General features: G+C 71.1%; 20 protein-coding genes. 2 read left to right on the forward strand and 18 right to left on the reverse strand.

Features of this window, described 5'->3' with window-relative positions; genetic code table 11:
- Nucleotides 1–73: 73 nt before the first annotated feature.
- A complete protein-coding gene (gene gatC, locus C4T42_RS12560; protein ID WP_020091789.1) occupies nt 74–361 on the reverse strand; it encodes an Asp-tRNA(Asn)/Glu-tRNA(Gln) amidotransferase subunit GatC in 288 nt (95 codons plus the stop codon).
- Nucleotides 362–530: 169 nt separating this feature from the next.
- Nucleotides 531–671, reverse strand: coding sequence for a hypothetical protein (locus C4T42_RS12565; RefSeq protein WP_012317484.1), 141 nt, complete (start codon nt 669–671; stop codon nt 531–533).
- Between the two features lie 172 nt (nt 672–843).
- Here C4T42_RS12565 and C4T42_RS12570 point away from each other — a divergent pair, with 172 nt between their 5' ends.
- Both C4T42_RS12570 and ruvX read left to right on the forward strand, forming a co-directional pair.
- The gene (locus C4T42_RS12570; protein WP_103985182.1) at nt 844–1413 is read left to right on the forward strand and encodes an SMI1/KNR4 family protein; all 570 of its coding nucleotides are present in this window, start codon (nt 844–846) and stop codon (nt 1411–1413) included.
- On the forward strand, nt 1410–1922 hold the full coding sequence (gene ruvX / locus C4T42_RS12575) for a Holliday junction resolvase RuvX (protein WP_020091786.1): 513 nt from the start codon (nt 1410–1412) through the stop codon (nt 1920–1922). Before C4T42_RS12570 ends, ruvX begins: the two co-directional genes overlap by 4 nt.
- On the opposite strand, the gene dprA is transcribed toward ruvX, so the two are convergent.
- The 16 genes from dprA to sdhA all read right to left on the reverse strand — a co-directional run bounded on the left by dprA (nt 1912) and on the right by sdhA (nt 18195).
- On the reverse strand, nt 1912–3111 hold the full coding sequence (dprA, locus tag C4T42_RS12580) for a DNA-processing protein DprA (protein WP_103985183.1): 1200 nt from the start codon (nt 3109–3111) through the stop codon (nt 1912–1914). The two genes, ruvX and dprA, sit on opposite strands and share 11 nt — an antisense overlap.
- A 46-nt stretch (nt 3112–3157) precedes the next feature.
- Nucleotides 3158–3760, reverse strand: coding sequence for a glycerol-3-phosphate 1-O-acyltransferase PlsY (gene plsY / locus C4T42_RS12585; RefSeq protein ID WP_026604735.1), 603 nt, complete (start codon nt 3758–3760; stop codon nt 3158–3160).
- A complete protein-coding gene (locus tag C4T42_RS12590) occupies nt 3760–5064 on the reverse strand; it encodes a dihydroorotase (RefSeq protein ID WP_103985184.1) in 1305 nt (434 codons plus the stop codon). Before C4T42_RS12590 ends, plsY begins: the two co-directional genes overlap by 1 nt.
- Nucleotides 5061–5864 (reverse strand): imidazole glycerol phosphate synthase subunit HisF, encoded by an 804-nt coding sequence (hisF, locus tag C4T42_RS12595; RefSeq protein WP_103985185.1) that lies wholly within the window; start codon nt 5862–5864, stop codon nt 5061–5063. Before hisF ends, C4T42_RS12590 begins: the two co-directional genes overlap by 4 nt.
- Before the next feature lie 32 nt (nt 5865–5896).
- The gene (hisA, locus tag C4T42_RS12600) at nt 5897–6640 is read right to left on the reverse strand and encodes a 1-(5-phosphoribosyl)-5-[(5-phosphoribosylamino)methylideneamino]imidazole-4-carboxamide isomerase (protein WP_103985186.1); all 744 of its coding nucleotides are present in this window, start codon (nt 6638–6640) and stop codon (nt 5897–5899) included.
- 37 nt (nt 6641–6677) lie between these two features.
- Entirely contained in the window at nt 6678–7337 is a 660-nt protein-coding gene (gene hisH / locus C4T42_RS12605; RefSeq protein WP_056521252.1) for an imidazole glycerol phosphate synthase subunit HisH, read from the reverse strand.
- A 19-nt stretch (nt 7338–7356) separates the two neighbouring features.
- On the reverse strand, nt 7357–7842 hold the full coding sequence (locus C4T42_RS12610) for a DUF2628 domain-containing protein (protein WP_020091779.1): 486 nt from the start codon (nt 7840–7842) through the stop codon (nt 7357–7359).
- Between the two features lie 67 nt (nt 7843–7909).
- Nucleotides 7910–8497, reverse strand: a complete 588-nt coding sequence (gene hisB, locus C4T42_RS12615) for an imidazoleglycerol-phosphate dehydratase HisB (protein WP_020091778.1) — start codon at nt 8495–8497, stop codon at nt 7910–7912.
- An 84-nt stretch (nt 8498–8581) separates the two neighbouring features.
- Entirely contained in the window at nt 8582–9457 is an 876-nt protein-coding gene (locus C4T42_RS12620) for an S-methyl-5'-thioadenosine phosphorylase (protein WP_056521255.1), read from the reverse strand.
- Nucleotides 9458–9757: 300 nt separating this feature from the next.
- On the reverse strand, nt 9758–10669 hold the full coding sequence (locus C4T42_RS12625) for a cytochrome c1 (RefSeq protein WP_020091776.1): 912 nt from the start codon (nt 10667–10669) through the stop codon (nt 9758–9760).
- A gap of 18 nt (nt 10670–10687) precedes the next feature.
- On the reverse strand, nt 10688–11974 hold the full coding sequence (locus C4T42_RS12630) for a cytochrome b N-terminal domain-containing protein (protein WP_020091775.1): 1287 nt from the start codon (nt 11972–11974) through the stop codon (nt 10688–10690).
- A gap of 13 nt (nt 11975–11987) precedes the next feature.
- Nucleotides 11988–12572: a ubiquinol-cytochrome c reductase iron-sulfur subunit gene (gene petA / locus C4T42_RS12635; RefSeq protein WP_165923088.1), complete on the reverse strand. Its 585-nt coding sequence runs from the start codon at nt 12570–12572 to the stop codon at nt 11988–11990.
- A gap of 182 nt (nt 12573–12754) precedes the next feature.
- Nucleotides 12755–14620 (reverse strand): ABC transporter ATP-binding protein, encoded by a 1866-nt coding sequence (locus C4T42_RS12640; RefSeq protein ID WP_100252967.1) that lies wholly within the window; start codon nt 14618–14620, stop codon nt 12755–12757.
- Between the two features lie 88 nt (nt 14621–14708).
- Nucleotides 14709–15296, reverse strand: a complete 588-nt coding sequence (locus C4T42_RS12645) for a protease inhibitor Inh/omp19 family protein (RefSeq protein WP_056521266.1) — start codon at nt 15294–15296, stop codon at nt 14709–14711.
- 171 nt (nt 15297–15467) lie between these two features.
- Nucleotides 15468–16292: a succinate dehydrogenase iron-sulfur subunit gene (locus tag C4T42_RS12650; protein ID WP_024831121.1), complete on the reverse strand. Its 825-nt coding sequence runs from the start codon at nt 16290–16292 to the stop codon at nt 15468–15470.
- An 85-nt stretch (nt 16293–16377) separates the two neighbouring features.
- Nucleotides 16378–18195 (reverse strand): succinate dehydrogenase flavoprotein subunit, encoded by a 1818-nt coding sequence (gene sdhA, locus C4T42_RS12655; protein ID WP_056521268.1) that lies wholly within the window; start codon nt 18193–18195, stop codon nt 16378–16380.
- Between the last annotated feature and the right edge of the window lie 6 nt (nt 18196–18201).

Below are 18201 nucleotides of genomic sequence, written 5' to 3' on the forward strand. Positions count from 1 at the left end.
TCACGTCCCCGCGCGCGCCGCCGCGCGCCTGCCCGCCAGAAATCCGGTCCGCAAGGTCCGGGCCGTCCTCGGCCTACTCGACCACCTTCGGGACCAGGAAGTAATTGTCCTCGGTCTCGGGTGCGTTGGCGACGACGTCGGCGGCGCGGCCGCCCTCCGTGACGACGTCCTCGCGCTTCTTCATCGCCATCGGCGTCACCGAGGTCATCGGCTCGACGCCCGCGACGTCGACCGTGCCGAGCTGCTCGACGAAGGACAGGATGGCGTTCAGCTCGCCCTGCAGGGGCCCGACTTCGTCGTCGGTGACCGCGATCCGCGCCAGATGCGCGATGCGCCGAACCGTCTTCTCGTCGACCGACATGCCGTCTCGTTCGTCCCTGCCCGGGAGCGCTCTCCCGAAGTCGGTCGCGCTATAGCATCGGCGCTCGACGCACCGCAACGCGGGTTGGCTACGCCGCGCCGCCCGCAGGGCGGCCGGCCGCGCGGGACCCGGCTGACCGCGCGCTCGGCGCGGGCGTGAGACGGGTGGATCAGGTCACGACGTGGTGGGGTGTCACCGACATCTCGATGGTGATTCCCGGTTGCCGGACCGGCTGGATCATGGCTTGGGTGAAGCCCGCGACCAGCACCTCGAAGGCGAGGAGCAGCATCCAGCGGTGCTTGCGCGGCATCGCCCGCCGGCGGCCGGACGGAGCGGAAGAGGAGAGCTGGCCGTTCGTCGACAAGGCGGACCCCTACAGCGTGGTTTAACGGAACATTAACCTACCTAGACGCGAACGGCTCCGCGCGCACCGGGGGCGATCTGCGGAGGGACCGAAGTCTGTGGACGGTGGAGCGGGAGCGATGTGGGAGACGGTCTTCGAGGAGCTCGCGCCGGGCTTCGTGCCGGACGAGGTGGCCCTCGACCGTGCGGCGGAGGCGCTGGGCTTCGCCCTGCCGGCCTCCTACCGCGACTTTTGCCGGACCTGCGGCGTCGGCCTCGCGGGCGGGCAGTTCCGCGTCGCCGTGCCGGCACCGTTCGAGGCCTGCGATCTGGTGAGCCAAGCGGCCCTCATCGCCCACAGCGTCGGCGCCGCGGTCGCCATGCTGGAGGACGGGGCGGAGCCGCACCGCTTCGACGTCGAGGGCGGCGACGCCGGCGTCGTCGAGCGCGCCTGCTTCTTCGGGGCGGGCGAGGACGGCAGCTTCCTGTTCTGGGACGTCACCGGGACCGACGGCGAGTACGACGTCTGGCTGCTGGCGCCTGACCTGGAGACGGTGCGGTTCGGCGGCGAGAGCCTCGACGACTTCTTCACATGGGTCACGGCGCCGTCCGCGGCCCTGGTCCTGGGACCGGGCTCGGAGCCCCTCCCCGCCCGGTTCGAGGGCGTCACCGAGGCCATTCTGGCGCGCGCCGCGCGGGCGGAACCATGAATTTCGACGCGATCCGCGCCTTCGCGGCCGAGTCTCGCGGCGGCGCCCGCCTGATCGGCATCGATCTCGGCACCAAGACGATCGGCCTCGCCCTGTCGGATCTCGGCCGCCAGATCGCGACGCCGCTGGAGACGATCCGCCGGGTGAAGTTCACCCCCGACGCGCAGCGGCTCGCCGCCCTGTGCCGGCAGCACGCGGTCGGCGGACTCGTCGTCGGGCTGCCGCTCAACATGGACGGGAGCGAAGGGCCGCGGGTGCAGTCGACCCGCGCCTTCATGCGCAACCTCGCGCCGATCCTCCCCCTGCCCCACGTCTTCTTCGACGAACGCCTCTCGACCGCCGTGGTCACCCGTGCGCTGATCGAGGCCGACGCCTCGCGGGCGCGGCGCGGCGAACTCGTGGACAAGCTCGCCGCCGCCTACATCCTCCAGGGCTGCCTCGACGTGATGCGCAACCTCGCGGACGCCGATGCGGACGACGATCCCGAAGAGGACTCCCTCAGCGGCTGACCAGCGAGACGGTGCCGCTGCCGTGGCGCTCGATCCGTCCGTCGAGCTCCAGTTCCAGCAGCACGCTCTGCACGGTCCGGGCACCGACCCCGGCGCTCCGCGCCAGCTCATCGGTGCCGACCGGGCTCGGGCCGAACAGGGCCACGATCCGCGCCCGGTCGTCCTCGGCCTCGGGAGGCTCGTCGCGCGCGGGATTGTCGGCGGACGCGCCGTCGGCTCGCTCCGGTCCCGGGTCGAGAGCCGCGTCGAGCGCGATCTCGTCCCAGAAATCCGGCTGCTCGGCCAGGTCCGGCCGCCCGCGCGCCGGGGCTGCCTCGGCGTCCGGGCCGCGCTCGATGATCGGTCCCAGCACCTCCAGCACGTGGTCCACCTCGGAGACCAGGGTGGCGCCCTGGCGGATCAGGTCGTTGGTGCCCTCGGCGCGCGGGTCGAGCGGCGAGCCGGGAACCGCGAAGACCTCCCGGTTCTGCTCCAGGGCGTAGCGCGCCGTGATGAGCGAGCCGGAGCGGCGCGCGGCCTCCACCACCACCGTCCCGTAGGACAGCCCGGAGATGATCCGGTTGCGCCTCGGGAAGTCCCGCCCCCGGGGCTCCCAGCCCATCGGCATCTCCGCGAGGACCGCGCCGCCCTCCGCCAGGATGGCCTCGACCAGGGTCGCGTGGCTCGCCGGGTAGATCCGGTCCTGGCCGCCGGCCATGACGGCGATCGTGCCGGTCCGGAGGCTCGCCCTGTGGGCGCGCGCGTCGATGCCGCGGGCGAGGCCCGAGACCACCGTGAGGCCTGCCTCGCCGAGCCCGCGGGCGAGCCGCTCCGTGAAGGCGAGCCCCGCCGACGATGCGTTCCGCGAGCCGACGAGGGCGGCGGCCGGCCGGTTGAGGATCGGTGCGCCGCGCAGGGCCAGAAGCGGTGGCGCCGCGTCGACCTGTGTGAGGAGCCGCGGGTATTCCGCCTCGCCGGTGGCGATCAGCCGGCCGCCGAGGCGGGTCAGGGCCGCCAGCTCGGCCTCGGCCTCAGCGCGGGTTGGTGGCACGATCCGCCGCCCCTGGCGGCCGGTGAGCTCCGGCAGGGCGTCGAGGGCGGCGGCCGCGCCGCCGAAACGGTTCACGAGCCTCCGGAAGGTGCGGGGGCCGACACCCTCGGTCCGGATCAGCCGCAGCCAGTCGAGCCGCTGGGCCTCGGTGAGCTGCATCCATCACCCCCACACCAGCCCGAAGGTCGGCGCGGCGCGCCGGCACTCAGCCCTTCTGGCCGATGCGCCCCTCGGTGCCGGACGCGAGTCGGCGGATGTTGGGCGCGTGCTTCCACCATAGCAGCAGGCCGAGGAGCAGGAACAGCAACGCCTGCGTCGGGGCACCCAGCGCCCAGAGGACGAGGGGTGTGGCCGCGGAGGCGGCGAGCGCCGCCAGCGACGAGTACTTGAGCGCGAAGGCGAGACCGAGCCAGATCGCCGCGAACGCCGCGAGGGCGGGCGGGCTGAAGGCGAGGAGCACCCCGATGAAGGTCGCGACGCCCTTGCCGCCCTTGAAGCCCAGCCAGACCGGGAAGAGGTGGCCGAGGAAGGCGCCGAGCCCGGCCGCGAGCGCCGGGCCCTCGCCCAACTGCCGGGCGATGAGGACGGCCGCCGTGCCCTTGAGGGCGTCGCCCAGGAGCGTCGCCGCGGCGAGGCCCTTGCGGCCGGTGCGGAGCACGTTGGTGGCGCCGATATTGCCGGAGCCGATCGCCCGCACGTCGCCGAGGCCGGCGAACTTCGTGAGGATCAGCCCGAACGGGATCGAGCCCAGGGCGTAGCCGAGGGCGAGGCCGCCGAGGGCGGCCGGGGTCGCGAGGTCGGGGAACATCATGCGGCGGCCGCGAGGTCGTCGACCGCGTGGACGATCCGGCCACCGACCAGCGTCAGCACCGCCGCGCCCTGGAGGCGCGCCTCGTCGAAGGGGGAGTTCTTGGAGCGCGACTTTAGCCGGCGCTTGTCGAGGACGTAGGGGAGATCGGGATCGATCAGCACGAGGTCGGCGGGGGCGCCGACCGCCAGCCGGCCGGCCTCGCGGCCGAGGATGCGCGCCGGATTCACGGTGAGCGCGGCGACGAGCTTGGGCAGCGCGAGGTCGCCGGTGTGGACGAGGCGCATGGCGGCGCCGAGCAGCGTCTCGATGCCCAGCGCCCCGTCCGCCGCCTCGGCGAAGGGCAGGCGCTTGGTCTCCACGTCCTGCGGGTTGTGGTCGGACACAATCACGTCGATCACGCCCTCGTCGAGGGCGCGCACCACCGCCTGACGGTCGGTCTCGTGGCGCAGGGGCGGCGAGAGCCGGCAGAAGGTGCGGTAATGGCCGATGTCGTTCTCATTGAGGACGAGGTTGTTCACCGAGACGCCGCAGGTCACCGGCAGGCCGTCCTGCTTGGCGCGGCGGACGATCTCCACCGAATCGGCGCAGGAGATCATCGCCGCGTGGTAGCGGGCGCCGGTCAGCCGCACGAGGCGGATGTCGCGCTCCAGCATCACGGTTTCGGCCTCGCGGGGGATGCCCATGAGCCCGAGGCGCGAGGCGAGCTCGCCCTCGTTCATGACGCCCTCGGCGACGAGGGCGGATTCCTCCACGTGCTGCACGATCAGCGCGTCGAAATCCCGGGCGTAGGTCAGGGCGCGGCGCAGAACCTGGGCATTCGCCACGGCCCTGAGCCCGTCGGTGAACGCGACCGCGCCGGCCTCCTTAAGCAGGCCGAACTCGGTCATCTCCCGGCCGGCCAAGCCCTTGGTGATGGCGGCCGCCGGCAGGACGTTGACGCTCGCCGTGTCGCGGGCGCGGCGGAGCACGAAGTCGACGATGGCCGGCTCGTCGATCACCGGATTGGTGTCGGGCATGCAGACGAGCGTCGTGACGCCGCCCGCGGCCGCCGCGGCACTCGCCGAGGCCAGGGTCTCGCGGTGCTCGGCCCCCGGCTCGCCCACGAAGGCGCGCATGTCGATCAGCCCGGGGGTCAGCACGCGGCCGGCGCAGTCGACGCGCTTCGCGTCGGCCGGGGCGCCCGGCGCCGCGCCGGCGGCGATGTCGGCGATGCGGCCGTCCCGCACCAGCACCGCGCCGGCGGTCTCGCGGCCGGTCGCGGGGTCGAGGAGGTTGGCGTTGGCCAGAAGGTAGCTGCTCACAGGGGCGCCCTCGCGGAAGAGGCCGGCCCGTCGAGGCGCATGGCGAGGCCGGCCGCCGCCATGTGCGCCTTCGCCTCGGCGACGCTCGCCTGCCCGAAATGGAAGATGGAGGCCGCCAGGACGGCGCTGGCGCCGCCCTCGGCCACGCCGGCCACGAGGTCGTCGAGGCCGCCGACGCCGCCCGAGGCGATCACCGGCACGGTGACGGCATCGCTGATCGCCCGCGTCAGGGCGAGATCGTAGCCGGAGCGCGTCCCGTCCTTGTCCATGGATGTGACGAGCAGCTCGCCGGCGCCCTTCTCGGCCACCAGCCGCGCGAAGGCCACGGCGTCGATCCCGGTCGGGTCGCGGCCGCCATGGGTGAAGATCTCCCAGGCGGCCGGCGTGCCGGGGGGCGAGACGCGCTTGGCGTCGATCGCCACCACGATGCACTGCGCGCCGAACTTCTCGGCGGCCCGGGCCACGAGGTCGGGATCCTTCACCGCGGCGGTGTTGATCGCGACCTTGTCGGCGCCGGCGAGCAGCAGCGCGCGCACGTCCTCGACGTTGCGCACGCCGCCGCCGACGGTCAGCGGCATGAAGCAGGCCTCGGCGGTCCGGCTGACGATGTCGAGCAGGGTGCCGCGGGCCTCGCGGCTCGCGGTGATGTCGAGGAAGCACAGCTCGTCTGCGCCGGCCGCGTCGTAGACCTTGGCGGCCTCGACGGGGTCGCCGGCGTCGCGCAGGCCCTCGAAGCGCACGCCCTTCACGACGCGCCCGTCCTTCACGTCGAGGCAGGGAATGATGCGGGTCTTCAGCACGGGCGGCGTCTCATGTCGCGAGCCTCTGGATATCACGCCGCCGGGCCGCGCGCCGCAGCGATCGCTGCCAGGGCCGCCTCCGGATCGATGCGGCCGTCGTAGAGCGCCCGGCCGGTGATCGCGCCCGCGATCAGGGCGCAGTCGGGCTGCAGCAGCCGGTGGACGTCGTCGATCGAGGCGAGGCCGCCCGAGGCGATCACCGGGATGCGGACGGCCTGGGCGAGCGCCAGGGTCATCTCGACGTTGAGGCCCTTCAGGATCCCGTCGCGAGCGATGTCGGTGTAGATGATCGCCGCGACGCCCGCGTCCTCGAATCGGCGCCCCAGCTCCTCCGCGGTCATGCTGGAGGTCTGGGCCCAGCCCTCGACGGCGACGCGGCCGTCCTTGGCGTCGATCCCGACCGCGATCTTCCCGGGATACTTGCGGGCCGCCTCCCGGACGAAGCCGGGATCGCGCACCGCCGCGGTGCCGATGATCGCGCGGGCAACGCCCTTGCTCAGCCACCCCTCCAGGGTCTTCATCTCGCGGATCCCGCCGCCGAGCTGGACCGGGATCGTGACCCGCGCGAGGATCGCGTCGACGGCCTCGGCGTTCCGCGGGGCGCCCGCGAAGGCGCCGTCGAGATCGACGACGTGGAGCCAGGAGAAGCCCTGCGCCTCGAAGATCGCGGCCTGCGCGGCCGGATCGTCGCCGAAGACCTTGGCCTGCGCCATGTCCCCCTGGATGAGGCGAACGCAACGCCCCTCTTTCAGGTCGATCGCCGGGTACAGGATCACGGGCGCTTCCGTCCTTCTTGCCTGGGCCGAACGGCGCTCACGGGCGCCAGTTCAGGAAGTTGGCGATGAGCGCGAGGCCCAGCCGCTGGCTCTTCTCGGGGTGGAACTGCGTGCCGGCGACGTTGCCGCGGGCGACGAGAGCGGTGACCGGGCCGCCGTACTCGGCGCGCGCGACGACGTCGTCCGGGCGCTCCGCCTGCAGCGCGTAGCTGTGCACGAAGTAGGCGTGCAGCCCGTCCTCGCCGGTGGGAATGCCGCCGAGCAGCGGGTGGTCGCGCTCGGTCCGCAGGGTGTTCCAGCCCATGTGGGGGACCTTGAGGGCCGGATCCGACGGCCGGATCGGACCGACGTCGCCGGGAATCCAGCCGAGCCCAGGCGTGGTCGTGTACTCGAGCCCGCGGCTCGCCAGGAGCTGCATCCCTACGCAGATGCCGAGGAACGGGCGGCCCGCCCCGTGGGCGACCCGCGTCATCGCCTCGACCATGCCGGGGACGGCATCGAGCCCGCGGCGGCAATCCGCGAAGGCGCCGACGCCGGGCAGCACGACGCGGTCGGCCGCGGCCACCACCTCCGGGTCCGAGGTCAGGCAGATCCGCGCGTCGCGCCCGCTCTCGCGGGCGGCGCGCTCGAAGGCCTTGGCGGCGGAGTGGAGGTTGCCCGACCCGTAATCGATGATCGCGACGGTCTCGGTGGTCATGCGCGTCTCGCCCGGGAACTCACCGGGCGCCTTCCTGGGCGGGGAACAACCCGATCACCGGCTCGGCCCGCCGGCTGGGGCCGCTCGGGAACGGGGCCCGGGGGGCGCCCGGGATCGCCTCGATCCAGCGGTTCAGCGCCCGGGCCTCGGCCTCCTCGGGCGTCGCGGCGACCACCGCGTCGCGCGCCGGCCAGCCGCGCCGCGCCAGGGTCCAGCGGCGCAGGCTGGAGGCCTCGAGGCCGATCAGCCAGGCGGCCAGCAGGGTGACGATCAGGCCGGCACCGGCCGGGAGCCCGAGGGCGATGCCGGCAGCGGCCAGCGCCACGAGGCCGACGAGGACGAGAAGGGCGGCGAGCCAGAGGCGGTGGAACAGGAACCACAGCACCGTGAAGGCGAAGGCCGGCCAGGAGAAGCCGTCGCGTACCAGGAGAGCCCGGTCGAGCCCGACCGTCTCGCCGGGCCGCGCATCGGCCGGCAGGTGGAGCGTGTAGCTGCGCATCCGCATCGCGAAACTCCGACAGCGCGCGCCGCGACGGCCGTGTGGCCGATCCGGGCGCCCGACGACAACGGGTCTACAGAGAGCCCTTGGTTGAGGGAACGCGCCCCTCCTCCCGCGGATCGATCGCCACGGCCTTCCGCAAGGCGCGGGCCAGCCCCTTGTAGCAGCTCTCCGCGATGTGGTGGGCGTTGTCGCCGTAGAGGGTCTCCACGTGGAGCGTCAGGCCGGCATTCATCGCGAAGGCCTGGAACCACTCGCGCACCAACTCGGTGTCGAACTGTCCGATCTTCTCCACGCGGAACGTCGTGCGGAACACCAGGAAGGGCCGGCCGGAGATGTCGACGCAGACCCGGGTCAGCGCCTCGTCCATCGGTAGGTGGATGTCGGCGTAGCGCGTGACCCCGCGCTTGTCGCCGAGCGCCTTGGCGAAGGCCTGCCCCAGGGCGATGCCGCAATCCTCGGCCGAGTGGTGCTGGTCGATGTGCAGGTCGCCGTCGACCTTCACGTCCAGGTCGAACAGGGCGTGCCGCGCCAGCAGATCCAGCATGTGGTCGAGGAAGCCGATGCCGGTGGCGATCTTCGACCGCCCGGTCCCGTCGAGATTGACGGTGACCGCGATATCGGTCTCCGCGGTCTTCCGGCTGATGGAGGCGCTGCGCATTTCGGTCTGGACTTCGCGTCGGGGGCGGCCCGGGCCGCCCGCGCCTTCTAGAGGGACTCGTCGCCGAATGGAAAGGCCGGCCGGCTAGCCGTTGAGAACCCGCCCCGCCACGGCGTCGAGCTTGGCGAGGAGCGCCGGATCCCGGACGGCGGGAGCCGTCATGATCGCGCCGTCCAGGGCCCGGTGCGAACCCGCCGGGCACGGCTCCCGCTCGCCCGGGAAATCGCGGGCGAGACGGGCGACGAGCCGCGCCGCCTTGTCGGCGTTGGCCCGGGCGACGGCGATCACCGCGGCGACGTCGACGGCGTCGTGGCCCGGGTGCCAGCAATCGTAGTCGGTCACCATCGCGATGGTCGCGTAGGTGATCTCCGCCTCGCGGGCGAGCTTGGCCTCGGGCATGTTGGTCATGCCGATCACGTCGAAGCCCTGGGCCTTGTAGGCGCGGGACTCGGCCAGCGACGAGAATTGCGGCCCCTCCATGCAGACGTAGGTGCCGCCGCGATGGACCGCGATGTCCTCGGCCTTCGCGGCCTGGGCGATCCGCGCCTGCAGGCCGGGGCCCACCGGGTGCGCGAGGGAGACGTGGGCGACGCAGCCGTCGCCGAAGAACGACGAGGCGCGGCCGTGGGTGCGGTCGACGAACTGGTCGACGAGCACGAAGAGGCCCGGCGGCAGGTCCTCGCGGAAGGAGCCGCAGGCCGAGAGGGCGACGAGGTCGGTGACCCCGGCCCGTTTCAGGGCGTCGATATTGGCGCGGTAGTTGATGCCCGACGGCGATAGCCGGTGCCCCCGCCCGTGGCGCGCCAGGAACACGACCTTGGTGTCGCCGATGTGCCCGATCCGCAGGGCGTCCGAGGGCTCGCCCCAGGGCGACGCCACGCGCTCCTCGCGCACGTCCTCAAGACCCGGCAGGTCGTAGACGCCGGACCCACCCATGACACCCAGTACCGCTGCGCTCATGCCGGACTCCCTCAACGCGCGACGCCTCGGCAGCGCGGCCTATCCCACCCGGCACCTCGTCCTCGGGTGCCGGAGCCATGCAGAGGCCTCGACGGAGACCTCCGGACGCCGCTCTGATCCCTGAAGCCCTCCTGCGAGGCCCGCTGACGCGGTCACCTCAGGATGAGGTGGTGCAGGGGGCGGGCAGTCTCGGGAGGCGGACCGTCGCGGCGGGCGAGCGTTAGCATGGAGCGCCGGCCGAAAAAAAGATGGGCCTCCGCGAGGGAGGCCCATCCGAACTGCGAACCGATCCGGCCCGCCTCAGTAGGTCTTGTGCAGCTCCGGCTGGAGGCCGTGCACCTCGCCACCGACATCCGCCCAGATCTTCTTCTTCACGTAGTAGAGCAGGCCCGACAGGATGATCAGGAACAGGATCACCCTGAAGCCCAGGGCCTTGCGGTCCATCATGTGCGGCTCGGCCGCCCACATCAGGAAGGCCGAGACATCCTTGCCGTACTGGTCCAGCGTCTCGGGCACGACCGGCTGGCCCTGATCGTTCTTGGGGTAGGAGACCTGCCCGTCGGTGATCGGCGGCGGCATCGCGATGATGTGGCCCGGATAGTACTTGTTGTAGTGGCCGCCCTCCGGCAGCGCGAAGTCCTTCGGCGGATCCTGGTAGCCGTTGATCAGGGCGTGGATGTAGTCCGGCCCCTGCTCCGAGTAGCCGACGAGCGGCAGCCAGTCGGTCAGGAAGTAGAGCGAGCCGCGGGAGAAGGTCCGCGCCTTGGCGATGACCGAGAAGTCCGGCGGGGCCTTGCCGCCGTTGGCCGCGGCCGCAGCCTGATCGTTCGGGAAGGGCGGCGGGAAGGTGTCGGCCGGGCGGCCCGGCCGCTCGAACATGTCGCCGGCGTCGTTCGGCCCGTCCTTCACCTGGTAGGTCGCGGCCAGCGCCTTGACCTGCCCGGCGGAGAAGTGCGGCCCGCCCTCCTGCGCGAGGTTGCGGAAGGAGACCAGCTTCATCGAGTGGCAGGCGGAGCAGACCTCCTTGTAGACCTGGAAGCCGCGCTGCAGCTGCGCGGTGTCGAAGCGGCCGAACACGCCGGCGAAGCTCCAGTTCACGCGGGCCGGGATCGGCCCGCCATGCCCTTCCTGGGCGGAGACCGGCACGGCGCCGATCAGCAGGGCCGCCAGGGCGGCCGCGGCGGTCGTCGAGAGGACGCGGGTCATCATCATGGTCCTGTCGTCAGCCCGTCAGCCTTTGGTGGTCGGAGCGGCGGCGGCGCCCGCCGGCATGCCGGATCCGGTCACCTGCTTGCCCGGTCCGGTCACGCTCTCGAGGATCGAGCCCGGCAACTTCTTCGGCGTCTCGAACAGGCCGCAGAGCGGCATGACGATCAGGAAGTGCGCGAAGTAGTAGGCGGTGCAGACCTGGGCGGCGAGCACGTAGCCGCCCTCCGGGGGCTGCGAGCCGAGCCAGCCGAGGAGGAGGGTCGCGCCGATGAACACCCAGAAGAACTGGCGGTAGATCGGCCGGTAGTTGCACGACCGGATCCGCGACGTGTCGAGCCACGGCGCGAACGCCAGGATGATCACCGCCGAGAACATCAGGATGACGCCGCCGAGCTTGCTCGGGACCGCGCGCAGGATCGCGTAGAACGGCAGGAAGTACCATTCCGGCACGATGTGCGCGGGCGTCACCGCCGGGTTCGCCTGGATGTAGTTGTCGGCGTGGCCGAGATAGTTCGGCTGGTAGAACAGGAACCACGCGAACAGGATCATGAACACGCAGGTCGCGAACACGTCCTTGACCGTCGCGTAGGGCGTGAACGGCACCGCGTCCTTGCCCGACTTGATCGGGATGCCGGCCGGGTTGTTCTGCCCGGTGACGTGCAAGGCCCAGACGTGCAGCACGACCACACCGGCAATCATCCACGGCAGCAGGTAGTGCAGCGAGAAGAAGCGGTTCACGGTCGGGTTGCCCACCGAGTAGCCGCCCCACAGCAGGGTCTGAATCGTGTCGCCGACCACTGGGATCGCCGCCAGGATGTTGGTGATGACGGTCGCGCCCCAGAAGCTCATCTGGCCCCACGGCAGCGTGTAGCCGAGGAAGGCGGTCGCCATCATCAAGAGGTAGATGACGACGCCGAGGATGTAGAGCACCTCGCGCGGCGCCTTGTACGACCCGTAATAGAGGGCGCGGAACATGTGCACGTAGACGGCCACGAAGAACATCGAGGCACCGTTGGCGTGCGCGTAGCGCAGCAGCCAGCCGTAGTTCACGTCGCGCATGATCTTCTCGACGGAGGTAAAGGCACCTGTCGCCGAGGGCTCGTAGTGCATCGCCAGCCAGATGCCGGTGACGATCTGGATTCCCAGGAAGGCGGCGAGGATCGCCCCGAAGGTCCAGAAGTAGTTGAGGTTCCGCGGAACCGGGTAGGCGATGAAGGACGAGTGCACCAGCCCGGCAATGGGCAGGCGCGCCTCGAACCATTTGGCCACGCGGCTCTTCGGGACGTAGGTGCTGGCTGTTCCGCTCATGCTTCCGTCCTCCTCAGGCCGCTTCCTTGCCGCCTTCGCCGATCCGGATCTTGGTATCGGTCTGGAAGGCGTAGGGCGGGATCGGCAGGTTGATGGGCGCCGGTCCGTGGCGCACGCGACCCACCGCGTCGAATTGCGAGCCGTGGCACGGGCAGGCCCAGCCCTCGAAATTGCCCTGGTGGCCGATCGGCACGCAGCCGAGATGCGTACAGTTGCCGTAGACCACCAGCCACTGGTCGTGGCCGCTTTTGACCCGCGTCGGGAAGGCGGCCGGATCGATCATGGCCGAGAGCGGGACCGCCTTCATGTCGGTCACTTCCTTGGCGGTCAGCTTGCGCACGAAGATCAGCTTGCCGCGCCAGAAGACGTTGATGATCTGACCGTCCTGGATCGGTGTCAGGTCGACCTCGATCGGCGCGCCGGCGGCGATCGTGTCGGCGTCGGGCGCCATAGAGGAGATCAGCGGCCAGACGACGGCTCCCGCCCCGACCGCCAACCCGGCGCCCGTCGCCAGGAACAGAAAGTCACGGCGGCTGCCCTCATGACCAGAGACCGCGGCAGCGGCGGCTGATGTGTTCGCCAAGGTTCGGAACTCCATGCGTCGGCGTCAGGGCCGCAGGTGCCCTCGTCCCGGCTCGTCCCGGGAACAAAGCATTATGGTTCTAATCTGAGCAATGAGACCGTCTGCCGCCCCCGAGTCAAGCCGCAGTGTGCGGCGCGGCGATAAGGTCGCCCCTCGATCGTAGCGGTATGTTGCCGGCAATCTCGCTCCTCCGACGCTCAGGCGACGGCGCTGTCGTACCGGGCCGTCCCGTCATCGAGAAAGCCGCCCGACTGCCGCGACCACAGCCCGGCATAGACGCCGCCGGCGGCGACCAGTTCGGCGTGAGTCCCCTCCTCGATGATCCGGCCTCGGTCGATCACGACCAGCCGGTCGAGGGCCGCGATCGTCGACAGGCGATGCGCGATGGCCAGCACGGTCTTGCCGGCCATCAGCGTGTCGAGCGATTCCTGGATCGCCGCCTCGACCTGACTGTCGAGCGCCGAGGTCGCCTCGTCGAGAATCAGGATCGGCGCGTCCTTCAGCATGACGCGGGCGATGGCGATGCGCTGGCGCTGGCCGCCGGACAGCTTGACGCCCCGCTCGCCGACCTGGGCGTCGTAGCCGCGCCGGCCCTTGTGGTCGACGAGGTCGGCGATGAACGTGTCCGCGTGGGCGAGCCGCGCGGCCCGCTCGATCTCCGCCTGGGTGGCGCCGGGGCGGCCGTAGGCGATGTTGTCGCGGATGGAGCGGTGCAGCAGGGAAGTGTCCTGGCTGACCATCGCGATGGCCTCGCGCAGGGATCGCTGGGTCACCGTCGCAATGTCCTGGCCGTCCACCAGGATCCGCCCGCTCTCCACGTCGTAGAGCCGCAGGAGCAGGCCCGCCAGGGTCGACTTGCCGGCGCCGCTGACGCCGACCAGCCCGACCTTCTCGCCCGGACGGATCGTAAGGGAGAAATCCTCGATGACGGTGGCGTCGCCGCGCCCGTAGTGGAAGCCGACCTCCTCGAACCGGATCTCGCCGCCGGTGACGGCGAGCGTCCGCGCGTCCGGCGCGTCGACGAGGGCGTGCGGCCGGGCCATCGTCTGCATGCTCTCCTGGACCACGCCCACATTCTCGAAGACGCCTCGCACGGTCTGCATGACCCAGCCCGACATGGCGATGAGCCTGAGGACCAGGGCGAGCCCCGCCGACGCCTCGCCGGTCGTCATGCCGCCGTCGCGCCACAGTACGAGGCAGGCCGCGCCGGTGGCGATCAGGAGCCCGCTGTTGAGCAGGCCGAGGAGGCTCGTCGTCAGGGTGACCAGCCGGAACTGGTGGAGATAGGCGGCGGTGTGGACTTCCACGGCGTCCTGCACCGCGGCCCGCTCCTCGCGGTCGCGGGCGAAGAGCTTCACCGTCAGAATGTTGGTGTAGCTGTCGACGATGCGGCCGATCAGCGTCGAGCGGGTGTCGGCGGTCTTGTGCGAGCGCGCGCGGGCTCGGGGCACGAACCACGCGGTCAGGGCCGCGTAGGCGGCGATCCAGAGCAGCACCGGGACGGCGAGCCACGGCGAGATCGCGCTGAACAGCCCGACCGCGGTGATCGCGTAGATCGCCACGTACAGGAGCGTGTCGATGAAGACGACGGCGAGTTCCCGCACCGCCGGGCCCACCTGGACGACGCGGTTGGCGAGCCGTCCCGAGAAGTCGCCCTGGAAATACGAGAGCGCGTGCCCGAGGGTGTAGAGATGCGCCCGCCAGCGGATCTGGCTGGTCGATTGCGGCACGACGAGCTGGTTGGACAGCACCTCGTGGGCCCAGATCGACAGCGGTCGCACCACGGCGATCAGCAGGACCACCAGCCCGAGCTCGACCGCGTGGTCCGACAGCACCGTCGCCCGGTCGGCCGAGCCGAGCAGGTCGATGAACCAGCGCATCACGAGGTAGAGGGAGGCCTCGACCGTGCCGGCGATCACCGCGATGACGAACAGCGCCGCCAGGGCGGCGCGGATCGGGCGCAGGTAGAACCAGGCGAAGCCGAGCACCGACCGCGGCGGCATCCGCGCCTCGTCGAAGGGCGCGAAGGGGTCGACGCGGCGTTCAAGCCAATCGAGGAACATGTTGATGGGGGCGTGACGCGGCGGGAGCCCCTCATGTAAGCGCCTCCCGCCGCGCGCCAACCGCGCGGCGTGGTCGCGCCGCCCGGCCTCAGCGGTTCAGGGCGAGGGCCGCGCCGGACTTGGTGAGGGCGCCTTCCAGGCCGCCGCCGCCCTGGCGCAGCCGCGCCGCCACCGAGCCGCCCGGCTGGTAGAGGTAGACCTCGCCGTCGCGGAAGTCCCAGGCCGAGACCCGCGCGAGATCCTTGTTGGCGCAGCCCGAGGCCGTCGCCCGGTAGAGGTCGAGGGCCGGGGTGCTCGAGAGCGTGACCTTGCAGTTCGCACCGGTCGCGTCCCGCGCATCCCAGCTTCCGACCACCGATGAGCGGCCGCCCGTGGCGACCGGCGGCGGCGGCGCCGGCGGGGCGACCGGCTCGGCGATCACGGTGGGGCCGCCGGCGGGCGGCGCGGCCGCCTGGGCACCGGGCGGGGGCGGCGCGTCGGGGCTCGCCGCGACGCCGGGCGGCGGCGCCAGCGGGGCCGCCGTCACCGTGCCCGACGGCATGGCCGGCACCGTGTCCAGGGACGCCTGGGGCGACGGCCCCCGGGTGCGCGGCCCGTCGAGGCGGCTGGAGGCGCAGGCGCCGAGGCTGGCGGCCAGACAGAGAACAGCGAACGTCGACAGGCTCGGGCGCAGCATCGGTCCACTTCGGGTCAGGATTCACGGCGCGGAGGCGCTTCGATCCTGACTCCGTGGCAATTGCGCTGTCCGCAAGGCAGCCCTCTCAGCCTGGACCAACTCTGCTGCGGAGAGCCGGCCTTTTCGGCCGGGTGTGGCCCTCAGGCCTCAACACCCGACTCGACTGCGCGATCAGAGCGTGCGCTCGACCATCATCTTCTTGATCTCGGCGATGGCCTTCGCCGGGTTCAGGCTCTTCGGGCACGTGTTGGCGCAGTTCATGATCGTGTGGCAGCGGTACAGCCGGAACGGGTCGTGCAGCCCGTCGAGGCGGTGGCCCGTGTTCTCGTCGCGCGAGTCGATCAGCCAGCGATAGGCCTGCAGCAGGGCCGCCGGGCCGAGGAACTTGTCGCCGTTCCACCAGTAGCTCGGGCACGACGTGGTGCAGCACGCGCACAGGATGCACTCGTAGAGGCCGTCGAGGCGGGAGCGGTCCTCCGGCGTCTGGCGCCACTCCTTCTCGGGCGCGGGCGTCTCGGTCTGGAGCCAGGGCTCGATGGCGGCGTGCTGGGCGTAGAAATTCGTCAGGTCCGGCACGAGATCCTTGAGGACCGGCATGTGCGGCAGCGGGTAGATCCGGATCGCACCGTCCTTGTCCTTGCGGGTCATCACCGGCAGGGCGTTGTCGGGGCTCTTGCACTCGTCGATGCCCATCGTGCAGGCGAGCGCGTTCTGCCCCTCGATGTTCATCGCGCAGGAGCCGCAGATGCCCTCGCGGCAGGAGCGGCGGAAGACCAGCGTCGAGTCGACCTTGTTCTTGATCCACAGCAGCGCGTCGAGGACCATCGGGCCGCAATCCTCGCGGTCGACCTGATAGGTGTCGATCCGCGGGTTGGCCCCGTCATCCGGGTTCCAGCGGTAGATCTTGAAGGTCTGCAGGTTCCTGGCGCCGGGCGGGGCCGGCCAGGACTTGCCCTGGGTGATCTGGGAATTCTTCGGAAGGTTGAACTGAGCCATGGTTCTCGACGGCTTCCGCTGGAGCAGGATGCGGCGGCCGGAGGGGTGAGGCCCCGCCGCCGCAGTCGTTGTGCAGAGTTGCAGATCAGTACACGCGCGCCTTGGGCTCGATGTACTGGATCTCGTTGGACATCGTGTAGGTGTGGACCGGGCGGTAATCGATGACCACTTGGTGCTGGCCCTCGTCGAGCCAGGACAGCGTGTGCTTCATCCAGTCCTTGTCGTCGCGGTCCGGGAAGTCCTCGCGCGCGTGGGCACCGCGGGATTCCGTGCGGTTGGCGGCCGATTCCATCGTCACCACCGCCTGGCCGATCAGGTTGTCGAACTCCAGAGTCTCCAGGAGGTCGGTGTTCCAGACCAGCGACCGGTCGGTGATCTTCACGTCGGCGGCGGCGTTCCAGACCTTGTGGATCAGGCCCTTGCCCTCCTCCAGCACCTCGCCGGTGCGGAACACGGCGCAGTTGTTCTGCATCGTCTTCTGCATCTCGGCACGGAGCTCCGCGGTGGGGGTCGAGCCGTTGGCGTAGCGGAACCGGTCGAGACGCTCGAGGGCCTTGTCGGTCGCGCCCTTGGGCAACTCCATGGCCCGGCCGTTCGGCTCGACGATCTCGGCGCAGCGCTTGCCGGCGGCGCGGCCGAAGACCACGAGGTCGATCAGCGAGTTCGAGCCGAGGCGATTGGCGCCGTGGACGGAGACGCAGGCCGCCTCGCCGATCGCCATCAGCCCCGGGACCACCGTGTCAGGGTTGCCGTCGCGCAGCGTCAGCACCTCGCCGTGATAGTTCGTGGGGATGCCGCCCATGTTGTAGTGGACGGTCGGGATGACCGGGATCGGCTCCTTGGTCACGTCGACGCCCGCGAAGATCCGCGCGGATTCCGAGATGCCCGGCAGGCGCTCGTGCAGGATCTTCGGGTCCAGGTGGTCGAGGTGCAGGTAGATGTGGTCCTTGTTCTTGCCCACGCCGCGGCCGTCGCGGATCTCCATGGTCATGGAGCGCGAGACCACGTCGCGCGAGGCGAGGTCTTTCGCCGACGGCGCGTAGCGCTCCATGAAGCGCTCGCCCTCGGAATTGGTGAGATAGCCGCCCTCGCCGCGGGAGCCTTCGGTGATCAGGCAGCCCGCGCCGTAGATGCCGGTCGGGTGGAACTGCACGAACTCCATGTCCTGCAGCGGCAGGCCGGCGCGCAGCACCATGGCGTTGCCGTCGCCCGTGCAGGTATGGGCGGAGGTCGCCGAGAAGTAGGCGCGGCCGTAGCCGCCGGTCGCCAGGATGGTCATCTGGGCGCGGAAGCGGTGGATCTCGCCGGTGGCCTGATCGAGGGCGATGACGCCGCGGCAGCGGCCCTCGTCGTCCATGATCAGGTCGAGGGCGAAGTACTCGATGAAGAAATCGGTCTGGTTCTTCACCGCCTGCCCGTAGAGGGTGTGCAGCATCGCGTGGCCGGTCCGGTCGGCCGCCGCGCAGGTGCGCTGGGCGGTGCCCTTGCCGTAATCGGTCGTCATGCCGCCGAATGGGCGCTGGTAGATCTTGCCCTCCTCCGTGCGGGAGAACGGTACGCCCCAGTGCTCCAGCTCGTAGACGGCGGCGGGCGCGTTGCGCACGAGGTACTCGATGGCGTCCTGGTCGCCGAGCCAGTCCGATCCCTTCACGGTGTCGTACATGTGCCAGCGCCAGTCGTCCGGGCCCATGTTGCCCAGCGAGGCCGAGATGCCGCCCTGCGCCGCCACCGTGTGGGAGCGCGTCGGGAACACCTTGGTGATGCAGGCGGTGCGCAGGCCCGCTTCCGAGCAGCCCACCGTGGCGCGCAGTCCCGCGCCGCCCGCGCCGACGATCACGACGTCGAAGGCGTGATCGTGGATGGTGTAGGCAGGCCCGCTGCCGTTTGTGCCGTTGGCGGCCATGTTCGG

The organism is Methylobacterium sp. 190mf (genome assembly GCF_900107945.1).
Lineage (GTDB): Bacteria > Pseudomonadota > Alphaproteobacteria > Rhizobiales > Beijerinckiaceae > Methylobacterium.